Origin of the sequence: Oliverpabstia intestinalis (assembly GCF_009696065.1) — a bacterium.
GTDB lineage: Bacteria > Bacillota > Clostridia > Lachnospirales > Lachnospiraceae > Oliverpabstia > Oliverpabstia intestinalis.
Window position 1 is genome coordinate 1 of record NZ_VUMS01000001.1, and the last position, 22,959, is coordinate 22,959.

Genomic DNA, 22,959 nt, shown 5'->3' on the forward strand with positions numbered 1-22,959 from the left:
CCTCAAGATGAGATATCCCATTCGAAAGAAGTAAGACCCCTTGAAGACGACGAGGTAGATAGGGCAGAGGTGGAAGTGCAGTAATGTATGGAGCTGACTGTTACTAATCGGTCGAGGGTTTGACCTGGAACGGTCGATCGCAAAGCAGTAGGAAGAAGGATGTTACGTGTGTGCAGTTTTGAAGGTACATGATCAGATGGCCCAGTGGCTCAGTTGGTTAGAGCGCCGCCCTGTCACGGCGGAGGTCACGGGTTCGAGTCCCGTCTGGGTCGTTCACACAAAGCATGAACGACCAGTGGTTCAAGAATTGCAGAGTGTGTCAAAAATAATGGGATCTTAGCTCAGCTGGGAGAGCATCTGCCTTACAAGCAGAGGGTCACAGGTTCGAGCCCTGTAGGTCCCATTTTTTTAAGCCGATGTGGCTCAATTGGCAGAGCAGCTGATTTGTAATCAGCAGGTTATCGGTTCGAGTCCGATCATCGGCTTTGTATTGAGAAATCAATACAATATCGTACAATTGAATATGCGATATTTTGGATGGATTCCCGAGTGGCCAAAGGGGACAGACTGTAAATCTGCTGCAAATTGCTTCGGTGGTTCGAATCCACCTCCATCCATTATCACTTAAAGGTGATGTTAATACTATCGCGGGATGGAGCAGTCTGGAAGCTCGTCGGGCTCATAACCCGAAGGTCGCAGGTTCAAATCCTGCTCCCGCAATCTTGCCCAGATAGCTCAGTTGGTAGAGCAGAGGACTGAAAATCCTCGTGTCACTGGTTCGATTCCGGTTCTGGGCATATGGGGTATTAGCTCAGTTGGTAGAGCACTTGACTTTTAATCAAGTTGTCCGGGGTTCGAATCCCCGATGCCTCATTTTCAACCGTTTTCATATTATATGAAAACGGTTTTTTTGTATTTAATAGCAATAATTGGTTCAGCGGACCAATTCTGATTTACGCGACAGTCGCCAAGATCTCATGGTTTGGCGACTGTCGCAATAACGAGTAACATTCGCGAAGTGCATTTAAAAAGATGTCAGTGTTAATTAAAGGTTTGCTCGATATCACGCATCCCGAAAGTTTCTTTTGTGGATCCATTCAAATTTATAATCTGAAAGGGTGTATAGATTTGTAGATCCTGTACATTTATTATGCAGGAACATACGAAAAAAGCCCTCCCGATCGACAGATATGACGGGAGGGACTTCTTTTCTGCATGAAAGGAAGAATCAGGTTAAAGAGATTTCATCGATCTTTTTCAGTTCTTCTTCTGTAAATGGTGCGGCATCCATTAAATTGTCTGTAAAAGTAATGGGTCTGCAGGAGAGATGATAAAAGATGAAAAAAATGATATCAGAACAAACAGAAAAAACATATTCTATCCGGGAGATTTCAAAGATGTTTGATCTTCCGGTTTCAACGTTGCGATATTATGAGGATGAAGGAATATTAACAAAAGTTGGAAGGACGAAAGGAAATCAGAGAGTCTATTATGAGATGCACATAAATCGTCTGGCAACTATCTGCTGTTTTAAGCGGGCAGGGATGACAATCGGAGATTTGCAGAAGTTTTTTCAGTATGAGGAGACAGAGGACGAATCTATCGATGATATTGTGAAATTGCTGGAAGAACGAAAAAAGTCTGTGGAACAACAGCTGAATGAACTGGAAAAAGATTATATGCATGTACAGAAAAAATTGCATTTTTATTCGGATATCCGGGACGCATTGAAAAAGGGTGAAGAAAAACCACGGTGGGAAGAATATAAATAAAAAATAATCGTTAAAAATACTTTGAAAATCAAAAAAGAATTCATTGACAAAACACTGTTTGTGTATTATACTTTGAAAGTCAAAACATTGGAAACTAAAATTATTGATAATAAGAAACATGTGTAAAGGAGAATAACGATGTTAGAAGAAATGAAAGAGATGATCGCGGAACAGTTGAACTGTGAGGAGAGCAGTATTACAGAAACAACTTCATTTAAGGATGACCTGGGTGCAGATTCTCTAGATCTGTTTGAACTGGTGATGGCACTGGAAGAAAAATATGAAGTTGAGATCCCGTCTGAAGAACTGGCTGAACTGACAACAGTTGGAGCAGTTATGGAATATCTGAAGAATAAAGGTGTGGAGGCATAATCCACACCTTTTCTGAAAGCAGGGAAGGAGACAGAAGCAGATGAAGACGAAAGTAACAGAACTTTTACAGATTGAGTATCCGATTATTCAGGGGGGTATGGCCTGGGTGGCAGAACATCATCTGGCGGCGGCAGTATCTGAGGCAGGCGGATTTGGTCTGATCGGTGCGGCAAGTGCACCTCCGGAAATTGTGAGGGAAGAGATCAGAAAGGCAAAAGAACTGACTGATAAACCATTTGGTGTAAATATTATGCTTCTGAACCCGAATGCTGATGAAGTGGCAAAAATCGTAGTAGAAGAAGGAATTCAGGCGGTCACCACAGGTGCCGGAAATCCGGAGAAATATATGCCGATGTGGAAGGAAGCTGGTGTTAAGGTGATTCCGGTTGTTGCATCAGTAGCTATGGCAAAGAGAATGGAACGATATGGTGCGGATGCGGTAGTAGCAGAGGGCATGGAAGCCGGAGGTCACATTGGAAATCAGACAACGATGGCGTTAATTCCACAGATTGTGGATGCGGTAAATATTCCGGTAATTGCTGCAGGTGGAATTGGAGACGGACGCGGTGTTGCTGCTTCTTTTATGCTCGGAGCAGAGGGAGTGCAGATGGGAACCCGTTTTGTAGTGGCAGACGAATCGATTGTTCATGATAACTATAAAGACAGAATCGTGAAAGCAAAAGATATTGATTCTGTAGTAACCGGTCAGAGTACAGGACATCCGGTTCGGTGTCTGAGAAATCAGATGACGAAGGAATATATCAAAAAGGAACAGGAAGGTGTACCGTTTGAGGAACTGGAACGGATGACACTTGGTTCTCTTCGGAAAGCAGTTATGGACGGGGACATTTTAAACGGTACAGTGATGGCAGGGCAGATTGCAGGTCTGGTGAGTAAGAGACAGAGCTGTAAGGAGATTCTGCAGGAAATTATGACTGAAGCTGAGAAATTGTTGCATTGCTAAAATGAAAAACAGGAAAGTATCGTTATCGTGGCACTCATCAAAGTTCCGTGCGAACACGGCCTTTGACTCGTTGCTTGAGTAAATTACTTTCGGTGATGGCATTTTGCTTTGTATATCTTGGAACCCTGGTATCATAAAATAAGAAAAATAAAAAGTGGCGATAGAAATAACAGGTATGGGAATCTGATTTTGTCGCCACAAAAATTTAAATAAATACTTTGAAAATCAAATTATAGAAGGAGACATTCATGGGTAAACTGGCATTTGTTTTTCCGGGACAGGGCGCGCAGTATGTGGGAATGGGTAAGGAGTTTTACGAACAGATTTCTGTATCCAGGAAGGTGTATACAATTGCGTCAGAAGTGACCGGATTGAACCTTCCGGGACTTTGTTTTGAAAAAAATGAGCAGATTGATATTACAGAATATACGCAGATTGCCATGTTAACGACGGAAGCGGCAATTCTGGCAGCTTTACAGGAAAAGGGTGTGAAGGCAGATGTAGCTGCCGGGTTAAGCCTTGGAGAGTATGGAGCGATTCTGACTGCAGGAGCCATGTCTTTGGAGGATGTGTTCCGTGTAGTAAGACAGAGAGGCATCCTGATGCAGGAAGCAGTGCCTACAGGTGGTGCTATGTGTGCAGTTCTTGGAATGGACGGAGAAAAGATTGCGAAAATCTGCGACGAGACGGAAGGCATCGTTTCGGTAGCCAATTATAACTGTCCGGGACAGATTGTGATTACCGGAGAGGAAGGTGCAGTGGCAGTGGCGGCTGAGAAGCTGAAAGAGGCGGGGGCGCGAAGATGTATCCCGTTAAATGTCAGCGGGCCGTTTCACTCAGCAATGTTAAAAGAAGCCGGGGAGAAACTTGGAAAAGTGTTGGAGCAGGTGGAACTGAGAGCATTTTCCACACCGTATGTCACAAATGTGACAGCAGAATATGTGACAGAGCCTTCTGAGATCAAGGAACTGCTTGGCAGACAGGTGTATTCTTCTGTGAAGTGGCAGCAGAGTGTGGAACGGATGATTGCGGATGGTGTGGATACGTTTATCGAGATCGGACCGGGAAGAACACTGACGGGATTTTTGAAGAAAATCAATAAAAATGTAACTGGATTACACATTGAAAAAGTAGAAGATCTGGACGCGGTTGTAAAGATGTTGGGTGAAAAACAGTAAGTAACTGTTCAGTACCCTCACAGTTAACTGCTGAACAGGTACAAATAATCAAAGTTTACAGGAAATATGAAAAATGAACTTTCGGTGAAAGGAGCAGCGATGGAGAAAAAAGTAGCACTGGTGACAGGAGCAAGTCGGGGGATAGGAAGACAGATCAGTCTCACTTTGGCAAAAGAAGGAATGTTTGTAGTTGTCAATTACTGCGGATCGGAAGCGAGGGCAAAGAATGTGCTGGAAGAAATCCGGAAAAATGGTGGCGACGGCGTTCTTTATCAGTGTGATGTGGCGGATTATCAGCAGACAGAAGCAATGGCAAAGGAGCTGATAAAAAGTTACGGGCATGTAGATGTGCTGGTAAATAATGCGGGAATTACCAGAGATAATCTGATCCTGCGAATGAGTGAAGAAGAGTTTGATGCGGTCGTGGAAACCAACCTGAAGGGATGTTTTCATACAATCCGCCATCTGTCGCGGTATTTCCTGAAACAGAAAAGTGGGAAAATCATCAACATTGCATCAGTGTCCGGTGTGTTGGGAAATGCAGGACAGGCAAATTATGCAGCATCGAAGGCAGGAATTATCGGACTTACAAAGACGGTGGCGAGGGAACTGGCAAGCAGAGGCATTACGGTCAATGCGGTAGCCCCGGGATTTGTTCATACGGAGATGACAGAAGTACTTTCAAGTCAGGTGAAAGAGGCAGCAGTAGCACAGATTCCACTGGGAAGATTCGGAGAGACACAGGATATTGCCAATACGGTGGCATTTCTTGCGTCTGAAAAAGCAGATTATATTACCGGACAGGTTATCTGTGTAGATGGCGGTATGGCGATGTAAAGAAAGGAGAGACTATGAGACGAGTTGTGGTGACCGGAATGGGTGCTGTGACACCGATTGGGATCGGTGTGGATACGTTCTGGGAAAATGTTAAGAAAAAGACACTGGGATTTGGTGAGATTACCCGGTTTGATACGACGGATTATAAAGTACATATTGCTGCGGAAGTGAAAGACTTTGCAGGGAAAGACTATATGGACTTTAAGGCAGCAAAGAGAATGGAGTTGTTCTGCCAGTATGCGGTGGCTGCAGCAAAGGAGGCGTTTGAACAGGCGGGACTGGATATGGAAAAAGAAGATCCGTTTCGCGTGGGATGTTCCATCGGATCGGGAATCGGAAGTCTGCAGGCAGCAGAGACGGCATGCCTAAAAATTGCGGAGAAAGGACCTTCCAGAGTAAATCCACTTCTGGTTCCACTGATGATCTCCAACATGGCAGCAGGGAATGTTTCGATTCAACTGGGACTGAAAGGAAAAAGTCTGAATGTGGTAACCGCGTGTGCAACGGGAACACATTCCATCGGAGAGGCATATCGCAGTATCCAATGTGGAGATGCGGATGTGATGCTGGCGGGCGGTACGGAAGCAAGTATCTGCCCGGTCGGTGTGGCTGGTTTTACCGCATTGACAGCACTTTCTACGGTAGACGATCCGGAGAAGTGTTCACTTCCATTTGACAAAAACAGAAGTGGATTTGTCATGGGAGAGGGATCCGGAGTGGTTGTTCTGGAAGAATTGGAGCATGCGAAACAGCGTGGCGCGAAGATTCTTGCGGAGGTTGTCGGATATGGTGCAACCAGTGATGCGTATCATATTACTTCGCCGGCAGAGGACGGTTCCGGGGCTGCGAAAGCGATGGAACTGGCACTGGAAGAAGCGGGAGTGAAAAAAGAGGAACTGATGTATATCAATGCACATGGAACTGCGACACATCACAATGATCTGTTCGAGACGAGAGCAATCAAAAAACTGTTCGGAGAGCATGCGTACGAGATGAAGGTGAATTCTACCAAGTCTATGGTAGGCCATTTGCTGGGCGCTGCAGGGGCTGTGGAATTTATTACCTGCGTGAAAGAGATTCAGGACAGATTTATTCATGCAACGGCGGGATATACGACACCGGACGAGGAAATGGACTTGAATTATGTGGCAGGTGACGGTGTGGAAGAAGATCTGGAATATGCACTTTCGAATTCGCTGGGATTCGGTGGACATAACGCGAGCATTCTTGTGAAAAAGTGGGGAGAGTAAAAAATGGAATTTGAAAATCTTCTGACATTGATAAAAACGGTTTCCGAGTCAGAATTGACTTCCTTTACCATGAAAGACGGCGATCTGAAGATCTCCATGGGAAAAGAAAAACAGGTGGTCGTGGAGCAGACCGGGATGCAGGTGATGCCTGCAGTGGCAGGAAACGCAGATACAGTATCGACCGGTTCTGGCAGTTTTAATGGGAAACAGGAGCAGCAGGAGGAATGCCAGCCGGAAGGAAAGACAGTAAAGGCTCCTCTGGTGGGAACCTTTTATGCGGCTTCGGCACCGGATGCGGAAGCATTTGTCAGCGTGGGTGATACAGTGAAAAAGGGACAGACTCTGGGAATCATCGAGGCGATGAAGCTGATGAATGAGATTGAGAGTGAGTACGACGGAGTGGTAAGAGAGATTCTGATTGAGAACGGACAGATGGCAGAGTATGGACAGCCTTTATTTGTTATCGGGTAATGACTGAAAATACATGAAAACCATATGTTTGTGTGCAGGAGGTAACAGAGTTTATGTCAGTGTTAACAACAAAAGAAATCATGGATATTATCCCACACCGGCATCCGTTTCTTCTGGTGGATACCATAGAAGAACTGGTACCGGGGGTACGGGCAGCAGGAAAAAAATGTGTGACATATGATGAGTATTATTTCCGTGGACACTTTCCACAGGAGCCGGTGATGCCGGGAGTGCTGATCATTGAGGCACTGGCGCAGGTGGGTGCGGTATGTATCTTAAGCTGTGAGAAGTTCAAAGGAAAGACTGCTTATTTTGGTGGGATTAACAACTGTCGATTTAAGAAAAAGGTGGTTCCGGGGGATGTTTTGATGCTGGAGACGGAACTGATCAAACAGAAGGGACCGGTTGCGATTGCAAAAGCAACAGCTACGGTAGATGGAAAAGTGGCAGCAACGGCAGAACTTACGGTAGCCATTGGATAGGAGAACAAACATGTTTCGGAAAATATTGATTGCAAACAGAGGAGAGATCGCAGTGCGGATCATCCGTGCCTGCAGAGAGATAGGAATCGCTACGGTAGCAGTTTATTCGGAGGCAGACCGGGAAGCACTGCATACCCAGCTGGCAGATGAGGCTGTTTGTATCGGACCGGCAGCGGCGACAGACAGTTATCTGAATATGGAGCAGATTCTGAGTGCATGTATCGCAACAAAAGCGGATGCGATACATCCTGGATTTGGTTTTTTGTCAGAGAACAGCCGGTTTGTGGAAATGTGTGAAAAATGTAATATTACGTTCATCGGACCGACTGCGGAGATGATGGACAAGATGGGAAATAAATCGCAGGCAAGGTTGACAATGATAGAAGCTGGTGTTCCGGTGGTTCCGGGAACAAAAGAACCGGTCTATGACGCAAAACGGGGAGCAGCTATGGCAGAAGACATAGGATACCCGGTGATGATCAAGGCATCTTCCGGAGGCGGTGGAAAAGGGATGCGGATTGCCTTTGGACCGGACGACTTTGAGGAGAACTTTCAGGTAGCCCAGTTAGAGTCAGTACGTGGATTCGGAGATAACACCATGTATATCGAAAAATATGTGCAGGAACCGAGACATATAGAGTTTCAGATCATGGCAGATAAGTTTGGAAATGTTGTGCAGTTCGGAGAACGGGACTGTTCGATCCAGAGAAATCATCAGAAGATGATCGAAGAATCTCCCAGTGTGGCACTGACACCGGAACTTCGCAGACAGATGGGTGATGCGGCAGTGCGTGCAGCAAAGGCTGTACATTACGAAAGTGCCGGTACCATTGAATTTTTACTGGATAAGGAAAAAAATTTTTATTTTATGGAAATGAATACACGGATCCAGGTGGAACATCCGGTGACAGAAATGGTTTCCGGCGTGGATCTGATGAAAGAGATGATCCGGGTGGCAGCAGGGGAACCACTCTCAGTAAAACAGGAAGATATTCACCTGCAGGGACATGCGATGGAATGCAGGATCAATGCAGAGGATCCTGCTCATCATTTTCGGCCGTGTCCAGGAGTCATCGAAGCAATCCATCTGCCCGGTGGAAATGGTGTACGGATCGATACGGCAGCCTATAACGGGTATGAGATTCCGCCATTTTATGATTCTATGATAGCGAAAGTAATTGTGCATGGAAGAACCAGACAGGAGGCCATCGATAAGATGCGCAGTACGCTGGGAGAACTGATCATAGATGGTGTGACAACCAACGTGGATTTTCAGTATGAGATATTAGATAATGAGGATTTTCAGGCGGGAGAGATCACAACGGATTTTATCCCGATGCATTTTAATCTGTAGGACAGAAAACCTGTCCGGGCAGACAGGAGGTTTTAACTATGGCGAAATTAAAACATATGTTTAAAAAGACGGCAGTTCTGTTCCGGGACAGAGAAGACAGGAATCAGGAAAAAAAAGAGCCATCGGCACCGGAAGGATTGTGGCTTAAGTGTCCGAAATGCGGAGAAGTAGTATATCGGGATGATGTAAAAGCACATGGATATGTATGCCCGAAGTGCGAGGGATATTTCCGGATCGGAACCAGAACTAGGATCCGCATGGTTGCAGACACGGGAACATTTCAGGAGTGGTTTACCGATCTGGAAACGGAAAATCCGCTGGAATATCCGGGATATGAAGAAAGGATTGCAGATCTGCAGGAGAAGACAAAACTTCATGAAGCAGTTACTGTGGGAAAATGCATGGTGAATGGTCTGGAGACAGTACTTGGTGTCTGCGATGCCCGTTTCCTGATGGGAAGCATGGGGTATGTCGTAGGTGAAAAAATTACGAGAGCTTTTGAACGGGCGACGGAAGAAAAACTGCCGGTGGTACTGTTTACCAGTTCCGGTGGTGCCAGAATGCAGGAGGGAATCGTATCTCTGATGCAGATGGCAAAAACCTCTGCGGCGATCCGGAAACACAGTGAAGCAGGTCTTTTTTATCTTCCTGTACTGACCGATCCGACCACCGGCGGGGTGACGGCAAGTTTTGCGATGCTTGGAGATGTGATCCTGGCAGAACCGGGGGCACTGATCGGATTTGCAGGACCGAGAGTGATCGCGCAGACCATCGGACAGAAACTGCCGGAGGGATTTCAGAGGGCAGAATTCCTGGTGGAAAAGGGAATCATCGATGGTGTGGTTAAACGGCAGGAATTAAAAGAGACTGTGTGGAAACTTTTGAATATTCATCAGGATGCGTTGCAATATATCCACTATGGAGATACGCAAAATGTGGAAAACCTGCCGGAAATCAGGAACAGTCGTGGAAAAGCAGCGGGATGCGATAAAAAAGAACTGACTGCGTGGGAACGGGTGGAAATCTCAAGGAGTAAGGAACGTCCTACAACACTTTCCTATGTGCAGCAGGTCTTTGATGATTTTCTGGAACTTCACGGTGACCGGTCGTTTCGGGATGACGGAGCGGTGATCGGCGGAATTGCCATGTTTGGCGGACAGCCGGTGACGGTGATCGGGCAGCAGAAGGGAAAGAATGTAAAGGAAAACATTTACCGAAACTTCGGTATGGCGTCTCCGGAAGGCTATCGGAAAGCGCTTCGTCTGATGAAGCAGGCAGAAAAATTCGGTCGGCCGGTAGTTACCTTTGTGGATACACCGGGAGCGGCCTGCGGCATCGAGGCAGAAGAACGGGGACAGGGAGAAGCCATCGCCAGAAATCTGCTGGAGATGTCCGGAATCCAGACACCAATGGTCAGCATTCTGATCGGAGAAGGCGGCAGTGGTGGTGCGCTGGGACTGGCAGTGACGGATGAAGTCTGGATGATGGAAAATGCAACATATTCCATTCTGTCACCGGAGGGGTTTGCCTCGATTTTGTGGAAAGATGGAAAACGGGCGAAAGAGGCTTCTGAGGTGATGAAGATCACGGCGAAAGATCTGAAAAAATTGCAGATTATTGAAAAAGTGATCAGGGAACCGGAACCGGCGAATGAGGAGAATCTTCCGGAGATTGCAGAAGAGATCAGAGAAGATCTGGATGGGTTTTTGCGGAAAAGTTGTCAGAAGACGAGAGAACAGATTGTGGAAGAACGGTACGAAAGATTTCGTCGGATGTAGGAGAAAAGATGAAAACATTGAAAATAGGAGAACTTACAGCCAGAATTCCTGTGATCCAGGGAGGTATGGGTGTCGGAATCAGTCTTTCCGGGCTGGCGGGAAGTGTGGCAGCCTGCGGCGGTGTAGGAGTGATTTCCACGGCACAGATCGGGTATCGGGATCCGGAGTTTGAAAAAGATCCCATAAAAACCAATCTGCGGGTGATCGGAGAAGAGATCCAAAAAGCCAGAGAGATTGCCAAGGGCGGGATCCTGGGTGTGAATATCATGGTGGCAACGAAGCAGTATGCGGAGTATGCAAAAGCAGCCGTGAAAGCCGGGATTGACCTGATTATTTCCGGTGCAGGACTTCCCATGGAACTGCCAAAACTGGTTGCGGGAAGCAAGACGAAGATTGCACCGATCGTATCCACGGTGAAGGCGGCGAGAGTGATCTGCCGCTTTTGGGATCATCATTACCAGCGGATGCCGGATCTTGTGGTGATCGAAGGACCGAAAGCCGGAGGACATCTTGGATTTTCCAGAAAGCAGCTGGAGGAATTTACCCCGGTAACCTATGATCAGGAGATCAGGGGAATTCTTGCCGAAGTGAAAAAATATGCGGACAAGTATGGAAAAGAGATTCCGGTGGTTGTGGCAGGAGGGATCTTTACCAGAGAAGATATGCTTCATGCAATGGAACTGGGAGCCGACGGCGTACAGATGGGAACCCGGTTTGTGACAACCTGGGAATGCGATGCCTCCGAGGCGTATAAACAGACCTATCTGCATGCAAAGAAAGAAGATATTGTGATCGTGGACAGCCCGGTAGGAATGCCGGGACGGGCGATACGAAACCGGTTTTTGGAGGAAAAAGAAAGCAGGCGAGAGTCAATTAAAAAATGCTATCAGTGTATCGCTACCTGTAATCCGGCGAACACACCATACTGTATCACCAGAGCGCTGGTGCATGCAGCAAAGGGTGAGACGGATGATGCACTGCTGTTTTGCGGGGAAAACGCATGGCGATGTGAAAAGATGGAGCATGTGGCGGATATTATGGCGGAATTTGCGTGAGAGAGAAAAACGAATAAGAAATATAAGAACAGTAAGACGTGTGGAAAAGAAAAAAATATTTTCCACGCGTCTTTTTTGAAAAACAGAGATTTCATTGCCGGAAATCTGGAAACGAAATATAATAAAAACAGTGAAGATTTACATCTGTGAAATGAAAAAAGGAGCATAACTGCAAAAAATCAGGCAGTTATGAATATATGGGTGAAAAAAGAACAGGAGGATAAAATTATGCAACGTATTGGGTTAGACAAAAACTGGGATTTTTATGAGAGTGATGAGAGCATGAGCTTCGTATTTGCCACACCGCCGAGTCAGAAGGTGGATCTGCCGCATGATTTTATCGTGGGAAAACCGAGAAGTGCAGATGCACCGGGTGGACCGGCAAACGGATATTTCGGAAACGGGGAAGGTGTGTATAAGAAGACGCTGGATATCCCGAAAGAGTGGGAAGGAAAGAAGGTCATTCTGGATATCGACGGGGCGTACATGAATCTGGAAGTGCTGTTGAATACGACATTGCTTGCGATGCATCCAAACGGCTATATTCCGTTCCAGGTGGATCTGACACCGGCGCTTCGTTTTGATGGGAAGAAAAATAAACTGAAACTGATCACCCAGAGCAGACAGCCGTCAACCCGTTGGTACAGTGGCGGCGGACTCTACCGTGATGTATGCCTGTGGGTGGGAGGTCCGATTTGTGTGGAGCCGTGGAATGTGTTCGTGACCACACCGGAAATCGGTGAAAAAGAAGCGGTGGTAAATGTAGATGCCGTGATCACCGGAACCGATATCGAAGAGACCGTGGACTATCGGTGTGAAATCCTGGACGCCGGTGGAAAAGTTGTCGGAAAAGTGGAGAAAACCATGCAGGTATGTGGAAAACAGAAGGAGAATGTACAGGTGACTGTGGAAAATCCTTCGCTTTGGGATCTGGAACATCCGTATCTGTATACCTACCGTATTACCGTCAGCAAAGACGGAGAAGTTACGGATCAGGCGGAAGATACTTTTGGTATCCGAAAGATTGAAGTGGATGCGGTCAACGGATTCCGGCTGAATGGAAAGAAGATGAACCTGAAGGGCGGCTGTATCCATCACGATAACGGATTCCTTGGTGCGTGCGCATACCCGAAAGCGGAAGAGAGAAAGATTCAGATTCTGAAAAAAGCCGGCTATAATACCGTCCGCATCAGTCATTATCCGCCGTCCATGGCGATGTTAAAGGTATGTGACCGCGTCGGTATGCTTCTGATGGATGAGGCATTTGATGTATGGCGGCTTGGCAAGATGCCGTTGGACTATCATCTTTATTTTGAAGAGTGGTGGGCGAGAGATATCGAATACATGGTACGCCGTGACCGGAATCACCCGTGTGTGATCACATACTCGATCGGAAATGAGATCACAGAGCGTGATGGTGGAAACGACGGAGCAGAGTGGTCGAGAAAACTGGCTGCAAAAGTCCGCGAATTTGACAGCACCCGTTTTGTGACTTCTGCAATCTGCGGCGTATTTCCGGAGCCGGAAGTGGAAGATGATGAGGATGACAGCGCCGGAACCAACTTTGACCTGAACTTGATGCAGGATAATTCGGTGTGGAATAAGGCAACAGAAAATTACTGTAAACCGCTGGATATTGTGGGATATAACTATCTGAGAGATGTTTATGAGGAGAGCCATGAACTGTTCCCGGAACGTGTGATGATCGGAACGGAGACACATTCATTTACCACTTACGATTACTGGAAAAAAGTAGAGGAACTGCCGTATGTGATCGGTGACTGCATCTGGGCAGCTGTGGATTATATGGGTGAAGTCGGTGTCGGTAAGGTATACTGGGAAAATGCACATGAGGACTTTAATTTTATGGCACCATACCCGTGGAGAACATCCTGGCAGTCGGATATTGACCTGACCGGAGAACAGCGTCCGCAGTCGGTGTACCGTGAAATCATGTGGGGAAATACGAAGAAGTCCGGTATTTACACCACGCATCCGAAACACTTCGGAGAGAACTTCCGGGGAACAGACTGGCATTGGTATGATGTCAATGACTGCTGGTGTTTTGCGGATGAATGGCTTGGAAAACCGGTGAAAGTGGATGTATACGGAGCAGGAGATGAGGCGGAATTCGTTCTGAACGGAAAGAGCCTGGGAAGAAAACCAATCGAGAAACTGATGGCTTCCATGGACATTCCTTATGAACCGGGAATTTTGGAAGGAGTTGTCTATAAAGACGGAGCTAAGATCAGCAGAAGTACACTGGTAACACCGAAAGAGGCAGCGGTACTGGAACTGGTTCCGGAAGAGGAGAGTTTTGTGGCAGACGGCAAAGACCTGAGTTATGTTCGCGTGACGCTGAAAGATGCAGACGGAAACCGCCTGACACAGGATGAACGGGAGATTCAGGTAGAGACAGACGGTGTGGGAACTTTCCTGGCAGTGGGAAGCGGCAATCCATGCACGGAAGACCAGATCACAGATACCAAATGCCATCTGTATCGCGGAACTGCGATCGTGATCCTGAAGAGCAAAGAGGCAGGAGAGACGAAGATTACGGTGAAAGCGGACGGCGTTGCGGCTGGAAGCTGTGTGGTAGAGGCAAAATAAACATTCACAGTTCCTGAAATACATGTTATACTGATTATAATTTCTGTTTGGAAATGAAAAAGAATCAGAAGAAAGATGATATGGAACGTAATACAAAGGCGTATGAACCCATACTTGGGTTTGTACGTCTTTTTTGCGATTTTGTTGTAGTTAAGCGGAAAAGAAGGGAGAACAATTATGAAACTGGAAAATTATGAGATGCATCTGCCGAGTTATTCGATCGGCGATAAGATTTATGAAAAGATCGGACCGGTCTGAGAGTCTTACGGAAAGACGGTTCTGGTGATCGGAGGAAAGAGAGCGCTGGAAGCGGCTTATGAAAAGATTCAGAAAGCAGTAGACCGGACCAATCTGGTGAGAAAAGTATCTTCGGTGTTATCTGTATGTATTATTATCGGTCTTCTGGCAGTGTATGTGGCATTCTTATATGGCACCTTTCAGCTGGCAAATGTAGCCGTGTTTGTACAGCATGCAAAATCATTTGAAAAACCGAAGGATGCCGTAAAGAGTATGGCAATCGGTGGAGTGGTAAATGCGATCCTGATGGTGATGGTCGTTCTCGGAATCATGACCGTATATCTGGAGCCTGAGATGAGCCGGCAGAGTGTGCCGACATTATTTATGGTGCAAAATGGTGTGGGGAAACGTTTTATGACACCGCTGATCTCTGTCCTGATCATCCTTGGTGCGGTGTCAACGGCTGTCAATATGGTAGCCGCCATGGTGCAGAGGATATGTCATGGTCTGGAAAAGAAAACACAGCAGACAAAACAGGAACAGAAAAAGACAGTTACAAAGATGCAGATATTGGTTGCACTGGTATGCTGTGTGGCGGATTTTGGAATTGCCCAGTTCGGACTGCTGACATTGATTCAGAAAGCGTACAGCATACTGGCTTACCTGGCAATTCCGGTGATACTGGTTCCGTATATAGTACATATGGTGGTTACACGGATGGATACCAGGAATGAAAGGATTACAGAAGAAAAATCCTGATAACTATTCAGTAGGTTGTAACTGTGAAGGGAATGAACAACTACAAATCCTGGTAATCTGTGAGATAAAATTCAAGTAAAAAAGATATGAAAAAGGGCTGTTATCAGAAATTGGTAGCAGTCTTTTTGGTAGACAGATTGATAAATTCTATTATAATATATTTTATAGAACAGCAGTCTGGAGGAATAGCGTGGAGAGATTAATTTTAAGTGAGCAGGGTTACCGGGAACAGATGGAAAATGTTGTGAAACCGTATCTGGATATCCGCAAGTCCGTGCTGTGGCCGGAACGGGAAGAGGGGAAGAAAATCTACTGTGAGAGGTATCTGGCGGACAGTCCGAAGGGTGTGGTGATGATTTCCCATGGGTTTACGGAAACTGCGGAAAAATATAAAGAAGTGATTTATTATTTTGTGAAAAAACAGTATCATGTGTATCTGCCAGAGTACTGCGGGCATGGAAGAAGTTATCGGCTGATACCGGATAGTTCGCTGATTTATGTGGACGATTATCAGCGGTATGTGAACGATTTTCTGTATGTGGCAAAGATGGCAGCAAAAGAAAACCCTGGACTTCCGGTATTTTTATATGGACATTCCATGGGTGGAGGTCTTGCGGCAGCGGAGGCAGCGCAGGAGCCGGAGCTTTTCACGAAAGTGGTGCTTTCCTCTCCGATGATCCGTCCTGCAACCGGAAATATCCTGTGGCCGGTGGCAAAACAGATCGCTTTCGGTGCGTGCCAGCAGGGAAAAGGAGCGGAATATGTAGTCGGACAGCATCCGTATGAGGGACGGGAAAATTTTGAAACCAGTTCTTCTACCTGCAAGGTGCGGTTTGAATATTATCAGGATAAAAAAGAGAAAGAACCGTTGTTTCAGACAAACGGGGCGTCATACAGCTGGCTGTACCAGGCAGGGCGGCTGAACAGATATCTGCAACGGAAAGCGTGGAAGCAGATCCAGGCTCCTGTGCTGATCTTCCAGTCGGCAGAGGATCATCTGGTGTCAAAGCCGGAACAGGTACGGTTTGTGGTAAAACTTGCCAGACGGGGACTGACCTCGGGAACTATGATCATTGTACCGGGGACAAAGCATGAAATCTACGGATCCGGAAGCCGAATCCTGCGGGGATACTGGAAACGGATTTTTGCATTTCTGGAAGAGCCGCAGGTGGGAAAGGATGGTTCGGGAAAATAATAAAGATACAGGGTAACTATTCAGCAGACAGTATTGCTAATACGAGGGAAAAAGAAGATGGCAGTCATAGGAATTGATCTTGGAACAACCAATTCACTTGGTTGTGTCTACCGAAACGGAAAAGCGGAATTGATACCGAACGCATACGGCTCTTATCTTACACCGAGTGTGGTCAGTATGACGGAGGACGGAAAACTGATTGTGGGACAAACGGCGAAAGACCGGCTGATCACCTATCCGGAACGGACAGTTTCTTCTTTTAAGAAAGATATGGGAACCGGGCGCAGCTGGAAGCCTGGAGAAAAAAGTTTTCTTCCGGAAGAACTGAGCAGTCTGGTGATCCGGTCAATCGTGGAAGATGCACAGAATTATCTGGGCGAAGAGATTGAGGAAGCGGTGATCTCGGTTCCGGCGTATTTTCATGATGAACAGAGAGTGGCGGTAAAACGTGCCGGAGCACTTGCAGGGATCCATGTGGAACGGATCGTCAATGAGCCAAGTGCAGCGGCACTGGCATCTTATTTTACAGCAAATGAAGAACAGAATATGCTGGTGTTTGACTTTGGTGGAGGAACGCTGGATGTGTCACTGGTGGATTGCTTTGATACAATGGTAGAAATTGTGTCTGTGGCGGGAAATAACCGACTGGGCGGGGATGATTTTGACCGATTGATTGCGGAGCATTTTCTACGGGAACATGGAGTTGCAAGGCAGCAGCTGCGTGCGCAGGAATACGCGGTGCTTCTCAAACAGGCGGAACGATGCAAAAAGCTGCTTTCCGAGCAGGAAGAGGTCGTGATGCATGCGATGGTGGGGGATCAGGTTTATGAGAGTACCTATACGATGGACCGGTTGTTTGAGGAGAGTAAAGCTTTGTTAAAAGAGATCCGTCAGGTCATCGGAAGAGCATTGAAAGACGGGAAAATGACGATTCATGATGTGGATCTGGTGGTCATGGCAGGAGGATCCAGCAAAATGCCGCTGATTCAGAAGTATATCCGCCATCTGTTTCATAAAGCACCTATGGTGCAGGGAAACTGTGACGAGCTGATCGCGCTGGGACTTGGGCTTGTGTGTGGTGTGAAAGAGAGAAAAGAAGAGATAAAAGATTATATTCTGACGGATATCTGCCCGTTTTCTCTCGGCGTTGCCACGATAAATGAAGCAGACCCGGACCGGGCATATATGGCAAATATCATCAATCGCAATACGGTACTGCCGTGTTCGAGAGTACGCAGATTCTATACGGCATCGGATCAGCAGGATTATGTAGTTGTGGAGGTACATCAGGGAGAAAATACTTACGCGCAGGATAATCTGCTTCTTGGGAAAATCGAGATATCGGTTCCGCCAAAACCAAAGGGAAAAGAAGCGGTGGATGTCCGGTTTACCTATGATATCAACGGGATTTTGATGGTGGATACCCGGGTGGTATCTACCGGTGTGGTAAAAACACATATTATTTCTCAGAAAATTCCGGAAGCGGAACTGGAAGAACGTGTTCGGGAGCTGGAGAAACTGAAGGTGCATCCGCGGGATCTGTCGGAGAATCAGCAGATGATGGAACGGCTGGAAGCGTTGTACCAGGAAGTATATCCGGAACAGAAAGAACAGGTGCAGCAGATGATCCGTACGTTTGAGGAATTTCTGGACGGACAGAATCCAAGACAGATCCAGGGATACCGAAGGTATCTGGAGAAAGCGGTCAGTATGCTGGAATATTATGATCCGTTTGAGGAAGAATTCGATGCATCGGAGTCTGACTGGGATCTGTGGGACGAAGAGGAAGCACAGGATCCGGACAATGAAGAAACGGACGAGGAGAAGTACTGGAAAAAGGAAGGGGATGATCATTCGTGGACCAGCTGACAGCATACCGGATCTTACAACTGATGCCGGGAAGCACAAGAAGAGAAATTCGGGAAGCGTATGCACGACTGGCGAAGGAATATCACCCGGAAGAACATCCGAAGGAATTTAACCAGATTCAGGAAGCCTATCAGCTTCTGACCGACCGGGGGGAAAACTGGTCGTCAGATGCGGTGGATGACTGGTTTTCAGACGGAGAAAAGACGGAATCTGAATGGGAATCAGAAGAAACGTGTGAATCTGATACACGGTGGAAAGAGGAAGAAGAACAGGAAGAAAGCGAAGAGTCGGAAGAATCGTTTGACGAGGATTTTGAAGAGAGTGATGCAACAGAAGAATCCTGGAAAAGGACAGAAAAAGACGCAGAAGATCTACAGGAAAATGAGAAGTCGAAGGCTCAGCAGAAAAAAGAAACTCTTGAACAGGAGAGAAAAAATACAGAGGCATATCAGGATATCAGTCAATGGGAATTCCGATTTGATGCGTTTGAAGAAGCGGAGCGCCGGGAACAGTGGAAACGGGAAGCGGAAACACAGCGAAGAAAAATGGACTGGCAGAGAGAACAGGAAAAATTGCAGGAGCAGACCCGCCGGGCAATCCGGGATTCGCTGTATGAACTGGAACTGATCCTTGAAGATAGAAGGCGAAGAAATCGGACGGAACTGTATGAACCGTTCTTCTTCCGTAGAGAAAACAAGGCAGTGATGCTGCAGGAAGCATATGTCAGCGGACTGATTGATCTTCTGGAAAAATATCCGGTGAAGAGGAAAGTGTACCTGACGCTGCAAAAGATTTATTCCGGATCCGGTGCAGAGTCAGCGAAGGTGCTGATTCGTTATCTGGAACAGAAGAATAAAAAAGAGAATCCAAATGTATGGGGTGCGGCGGCATTTGCTGCGATTGGAATCGGTCAGTTACAGGGAATCTGTGGAGAAGAGTGGAAGTCCTCTTTTTCGACTATGCTTATGCTGATCGTTGTGATTCTGGGACTGGGAATATTATACGCAGGTCTTCGAACACATTACAGCGTGGGAATTTCTCAGATCTGGATTGCCGGGATCCTGTTCTGGCTGTCGTTTCTGGGATTGATTACGACCATATCCGACAATTTGTTTTGGGATGCAGACACCGGAATTTTTCTTGTGGTAATGGTTTGGTTCGAATCTATCATCTGGATGGTGATTCTTGGAATCAGGGCGATTGTGCTGAAGATAAAGAACCGGCGATAACAGGTTATAAAAAACAGAAAGAAAGGAAAATAAAAGTATGAGATTAGAGATGCATGCACATGACTGTGAAGTCAGCCCGTGTGCGGTGATTAAAGCAAAGGAACTGGTAGACGGATATAAAGAGGCCGGATATGACGGAATCGTGATCACCAATCATTTTGACAAGGGGATCATGCACCTGTGGGGTGAGACGACAGAGGAGCATTATCAGACTTATCTTCGCGGGTATGAGCTGGCAAAAGAAGAGGGAGAACATGTAGGTCTGAGGGTGATCCTCGGTATGGAGATCCGTCTGGAATGCGGACCGGAGGATTATCTGGTATACGGCGTGACAAAGGATTTTATCCGGGAGCATATGGACATCTGTGGCTGCAGTCTGCAGGAATTATATGAGATCTGTGAGGAAAATGGATGTGTCCTGATACAGGCTCACCCTTTCCGGGAATACTGTCAGATACAGAATCCGAAGTATCTGCATGGTGTGGAGAGAAACTTTAATTCCGGACATGACAACCATAATGAAAAACTGGACGCATGGCTGAAGGAACCGGGAAGAGAGCACCTGATCATAACCCGGGGAAGCGACTGCCATGAGATTCCTCAGGTGGGACTGGTAGATTTTGTGATAGATGAGGATGTGCGGGATAGTAGGGAGCTGGCAGAGGTTTTGAGAAAACTGGCATAGAAGAGAAAAAACTTCGGTTTCTGCATATATGAGCAATGGGCAAAATAAACGTAACTGTGTGTAATGAACAGTTACAAAATAATAAAAAAAGAGGAAAGCATACATGCATTTTGATACACATGTATGCTTTTTTTGTAACTTGTATATACTAAAGAAAGCAAAGATTATCGTAAAAAAGCATATAAAACACATGAAAAAATAGTTAAATCGCACAAAAAAATGACAAAAATGACAAAATAACCACTGTGGTCGCGTGACCACATATAGCGACATGGACAACAAGACGATGGTGAAATAAAATAAATACATCAAAAGTACTAGTGCGGATGTAAAAAACCAACTCTTGTTATATAAAGTGCACAAAAAGACAAGGAGTGGAAGAGATATGGGCAAGAAACCAGTTACAAGAAAAGACATTGCGGAATTATGTGAGGTTTCTATATCGGTAGTATCAAGAGCATTAAATAATAGCGGATATGTGGAGGAAAGTAAGCGAAAAAAAATCATAGCAACAGCAGAAAGGTTAGGTTATGTTCCTCAACCGGTAGCCATGAGCTTACAGGAACGGAGAACAAAACAGATTTTGTATTACTGTAAAGATCTGAGCAACGGATATTATATTGATATGTACAGAGGAATGTGTCAGGCAGCAAACGAAAGAGGATATCTGGTAACCGTAAATGGTGTGATGGCATTTGAATGCATCAAGGATACCATGGTGGATGGAATTATAATGCCGAATGAAAATATGACAAGCTACTATATGAAAAAAGTTGGAAAAAATTATTATCTGCCGATAGTAAGTGCATCTTTTTGTAATGTAGCAGACATCCCGAAGTCGGTACCGCTGGTGGAAGTGGATATGTACAAGGCGATGGAAATTGCTTTGAACTATCTAAACAACATGGGTCACAAAATCATAGCCTATGGATTTCCATATGATATGAATAACCCCAATTCTCGATATCTGGCATATAAAAATTATATCAAGAAGGTAATCGGAAATAGTCGATGGGAAAAATACGTATTGGCGATTCATAAAAATGAAATGAAAAATGATCCCAGAATCGCCCCATTTTCTGAGGATTTACCGGGACATAGTATGTATCAGGAAGAAGATTTCTTTGGAAAAGGAAAGGTTGCAGCACAGATTTTTATGGAACGAAAGCTGGATGCGACTGCAGTCATTTGTTTTAATGATGAATTTGCAATTGGAATGATAAGAGGATTTCAGGAACTTGGAGTCAAAGTACCGGATCAGATTTCTGTGATGGGAATAGACGGAACAGGGATCAGGAAGTATCTTTCCCCTACCCTTACCACAATTAATATGTTTCCGCAAAAACAGGGACAAGAATGTGCCAATATTCTGATTGACATGATTGAGAAAACTAATAGAAGATATATGGTGCATATTAAACCTAAATTGCAGCTGGGAGAAAGTGTAAAGAATCTACGTGTTTAGAGAACGCAGGAGGTCAGTGTATGAAGAAAAGAAATATGATTAAGAAAGGTTTAGCATGTGTTATGGCAGCAACCATGACGATTGGACTTGCAGCTTGTGGAGGATCCAACGGAGGTGGCGATGATGTTTCAGAGGCAGATTTTTCAGATCCGGAAAGCATCAAAGGTACAATTACAGTAGGCGGATGGCCGTCTGGAGATGATGGATTTGAAGCAGCTATGGAAGGATTCCATAAAGTATATCCAAATATTGAAGTAGAAATGCAGTTTACAGATACAACAGCACATCATCAGGCTTTGCAGACAGCTCTTTCAGCAGGAGATGGTGCTCCGGATGTTGCCATGGTTGAAGGTGCTCATGTGGCTGAGTATCGTGAATCCTCAGCGTTAACAAACCTGCTGGAGGAGCCATATAATGCAGGAGAACTGGAAAAAGATTTTGTGAAATTCAAGTGGGATCAGTGTAAATCAGCAGATGGAAGCGCTGTTCGGCTGATTCCGTGGGATGTAGGACCATGTACATATTTCTATCGTACTGATATTTTCGAGGAATGTGGACTTCCGACAGATCCGGATGAGGTTGCTGAACTGATGAGCACATGGGACGGCGTACTGGAAGTAGCAAGAAAAGTAAATATTCCTGGAAAACGCTGGCTGTTACCGGATGCTTCTTATCTGTATTTTGAACTGTTTTGTAACAGAGATTATTATGATGAAGACCTGAATCTTCAGATTGAAAGAGATGGTGACCTGGATTGCCTGAACGCAGTCATCAAGATGCGTGAAGAAGGTCTGGATATGAACGTTGATATGTGGAGTACAGAAGCAACTGCAGCATACGGAGATGGAAGTCTGGTATCTGTGTGCACTGGTGGATGGTTCGGTGGATTCCTGAAAACCGATTATGCTCCGGATGCATCCGGCAAATGGGGTGTTGCTAAAATGCCTGGTGGAGTAAAGGCTTCCAACTGGGGTGGATCTTTCCTGGTAATTCCGGAACAGAGCAAAAACAAAGCAGCAGCATGGGCATTTGTTAAATATATGTTGGCAACCAAAGAAGGACAGAACGATATCTTCCAGGCCGTAGATTACTTCCCGGCATACACACCGGCATATGAAGATACAGAAATCTATGATGCAACAGATGACTACTTCAGTGGTCAGCAGCCGAAAAAACTGTGGGCAGAACTGGCCAAGGAACTGAAGCCTGTAAATACAACTATGATGGACACTACAGCTGAAGGATGTATCTATAGCTCTGTAAATGCCGGCCTGGAGCAGGGTCTGGATGCAGAAGGTATCCGTGACCTGGTAAAATCAGATATTGAAAAAGCGACAGCAGAGGTAAAAGAACAGCAGATTCAGACCTTGAAGGATGCAGGTGTTTGGGACAAATAA

General features: G+C 45.9%; 19 protein-coding genes, 7 tRNA genes and 1 rRNA gene. All 27 read left to right on the plus strand.

The window, feature by feature from the left end:
* Positions 1-127: ribosomal RNA gene (locus FYJ57_RS00005) — 23S ribosomal RNA — on the plus strand; the annotation flags it as partial.
* 71 nt (positions 128-198) lie between these two features.
* Positions 199-272, plus strand: a tRNA-Asp gene (locus FYJ57_RS00010).
* 58 nt (positions 273-330) lie between these two features.
* Positions 331-403: transfer RNA gene (locus tag FYJ57_RS00015), tRNA-Val, on the plus strand.
* A 9-nt stretch (positions 404-412) separates the two neighbouring features.
* Positions 413-485 (plus strand) — tRNA-Thr (locus FYJ57_RS00020).
* A 50-nt stretch (positions 486-535) separates the two neighbouring features.
* Positions 536-617 (plus strand) — tRNA-Tyr (locus FYJ57_RS00025).
* 29 nt (positions 618-646) lie between these two features.
* Positions 647-720, plus strand: a tRNA-Met gene (locus FYJ57_RS00030).
* 4 nt (positions 721-724) lie between these two features.
* Positions 725-797: transfer RNA gene (locus tag FYJ57_RS00035), tRNA-Phe, on the plus strand.
* A gap of 3 nt (positions 798-800) precedes the next feature.
* Positions 801-873, plus strand: a tRNA-Lys gene (locus tag FYJ57_RS00040).
* 464 nt (positions 874-1,337) lie between these two features.
* On the plus strand, positions 1,338-1,772 hold the full coding sequence (locus FYJ57_RS00045; protein ID WP_235904292.1) for a MerR family transcriptional regulator: 435 nt from the start codon (positions 1,338-1,340) through the stop codon (positions 1,770-1,772).
* 138 nt (positions 1,773-1,910) lie between these two features.
* Entirely contained in the window at positions 1,911-2,144 is a 234-nt protein-coding gene (acpP, locus tag FYJ57_RS00050; protein ID WP_022171315.1) for an acyl carrier protein, read from the plus strand.
* A gap of 40 nt (positions 2,145-2,184) precedes the next feature.
* Positions 2,185-3,108, plus strand: a complete 924-nt coding sequence (gene fabK / locus FYJ57_RS00055; protein WP_022171316.1) for an enoyl-[acyl-carrier-protein] reductase FabK — start codon at positions 2,185-2,187, stop codon at positions 3,106-3,108.
* A gap of 248 nt (positions 3,109-3,356) precedes the next feature.
* Positions 3,357-4,286: an ACP S-malonyltransferase gene (fabD, locus tag FYJ57_RS00060; protein WP_118576313.1), complete on the plus strand. Its 930-nt coding sequence runs from the start codon at positions 3,357-3,359 to the stop codon at positions 4,284-4,286.
* A gap of 66 nt (positions 4,287-4,352) precedes the next feature.
* Complete coding sequence (fabG, locus tag FYJ57_RS00065) at positions 4,353-5,123, plus strand: 3-oxoacyl-[acyl-carrier-protein] reductase (RefSeq protein WP_227338496.1); 771 nt, start codon at positions 4,353-4,355, stop codon at positions 5,121-5,123.
* Positions 5,124-5,137: 14 nt separating this feature from the next.
* Complete coding sequence (gene fabF / locus FYJ57_RS00070) at positions 5,138-6,373, plus strand: beta-ketoacyl-ACP synthase II (RefSeq protein ID WP_154431065.1); 1,236 nt, start codon at positions 5,138-5,140, stop codon at positions 6,371-6,373.
* Between the two features lie 3 nt (positions 6,374-6,376).
* Entirely contained in the window at positions 6,377-6,844 is a 468-nt protein-coding gene (accB, locus tag FYJ57_RS00075; RefSeq protein WP_154431066.1) for an acetyl-CoA carboxylase biotin carboxyl carrier protein, read from the plus strand.
* A gap of 53 nt (positions 6,845-6,897) precedes the next feature.
* A complete protein-coding gene (fabZ, locus tag FYJ57_RS00080) occupies positions 6,898-7,326 on the plus strand; it encodes a 3-hydroxyacyl-ACP dehydratase FabZ (protein WP_154431067.1) in 429 nt (142 codons plus the stop codon).
* 10 nt (positions 7,327-7,336) lie between these two features.
* On the plus strand, positions 7,337-8,680 hold the full coding sequence (locus FYJ57_RS00085; protein ID WP_154431068.1) for an acetyl-CoA carboxylase biotin carboxylase subunit: 1,344 nt from the start codon (positions 7,337-7,339) through the stop codon (positions 8,678-8,680).
* Between the two features lie 38 nt (positions 8,681-8,718).
* A complete protein-coding gene (locus FYJ57_RS00090; protein ID WP_154431069.1) occupies positions 8,719-10,458 on the plus strand; it encodes an acetyl-CoA carboxylase carboxyltransferase subunit alpha in 1,740 nt (579 codons plus the stop codon).
* A gap of 8 nt (positions 10,459-10,466) precedes the next feature.
* Complete coding sequence (locus tag FYJ57_RS00095) at positions 10,467-11,513, plus strand: NAD(P)H-dependent flavin oxidoreductase (protein WP_154431070.1); 1,047 nt, start codon at positions 10,467-10,469, stop codon at positions 11,511-11,513.
* A 228-nt stretch (positions 11,514-11,741) separates the two neighbouring features.
* The gene (locus FYJ57_RS00100; protein ID WP_205839871.1) at positions 11,742-14,123 is read left to right on the plus strand and encodes a glycoside hydrolase family 2 protein; all 2,382 of its coding nucleotides are present in this window, start codon (positions 11,742-11,744) and stop codon (positions 14,121-14,123) included.
* Between the two features lie 282 nt (positions 14,124-14,405).
* Positions 14,406-15,119 carry a hypothetical protein gene (locus FYJ57_RS15205; RefSeq protein WP_235904293.1) on the plus strand — a complete coding sequence of 238 codons (714 nt, stop codon included), beginning with the start codon at positions 14,406-14,408 and terminating at the stop codon, positions 15,117-15,119.
* Between the two features lie 190 nt (positions 15,120-15,309).
* The gene (locus FYJ57_RS00110) at positions 15,310-16,314 is read left to right on the plus strand and encodes an alpha/beta fold hydrolase (RefSeq protein ID WP_321070712.1); all 1,005 of its coding nucleotides are present in this window, start codon (positions 15,310-15,312) and stop codon (positions 16,312-16,314) included.
* Positions 16,315-16,371: 57 nt separating this feature from the next.
* On the plus strand, positions 16,372-18,183 hold the full coding sequence (locus FYJ57_RS00115; protein ID WP_154431072.1) for an Hsp70 family protein: 1,812 nt from the start codon (positions 16,372-16,374) through the stop codon (positions 18,181-18,183).
* Positions 18,171-19,412, plus strand: coding sequence for a J domain-containing protein (locus FYJ57_RS00120; RefSeq protein WP_154431073.1), 1,242 nt, complete (start codon positions 18,171-18,173; stop codon positions 19,410-19,412). The genes FYJ57_RS00115 and FYJ57_RS00120 overlap by 13 nt, the downstream gene beginning before the upstream one ends.
* A 37-nt stretch (positions 19,413-19,449) precedes the next feature.
* Positions 19,450-20,097: a PHP domain-containing protein gene (locus FYJ57_RS00125; RefSeq protein ID WP_154431074.1), complete on the plus strand. Its 648-nt coding sequence runs from the start codon at positions 19,450-19,452 to the stop codon at positions 20,095-20,097.
* A 385-nt stretch (positions 20,098-20,482) separates the two neighbouring features.
* Positions 20,483-21,562, plus strand: a complete 1,080-nt coding sequence (locus FYJ57_RS00130) for a LacI family DNA-binding transcriptional regulator (RefSeq protein WP_154431075.1) — start codon at positions 20,483-20,485, stop codon at positions 21,560-21,562.
* 20 nt (positions 21,563-21,582) lie between these two features.
* Positions 21,583-22,959: an ABC transporter substrate-binding protein gene (locus FYJ57_RS00135; protein ID WP_154431076.1), complete on the plus strand. Its 1,377-nt coding sequence runs from the start codon at positions 21,583-21,585 to the stop codon at positions 22,957-22,959.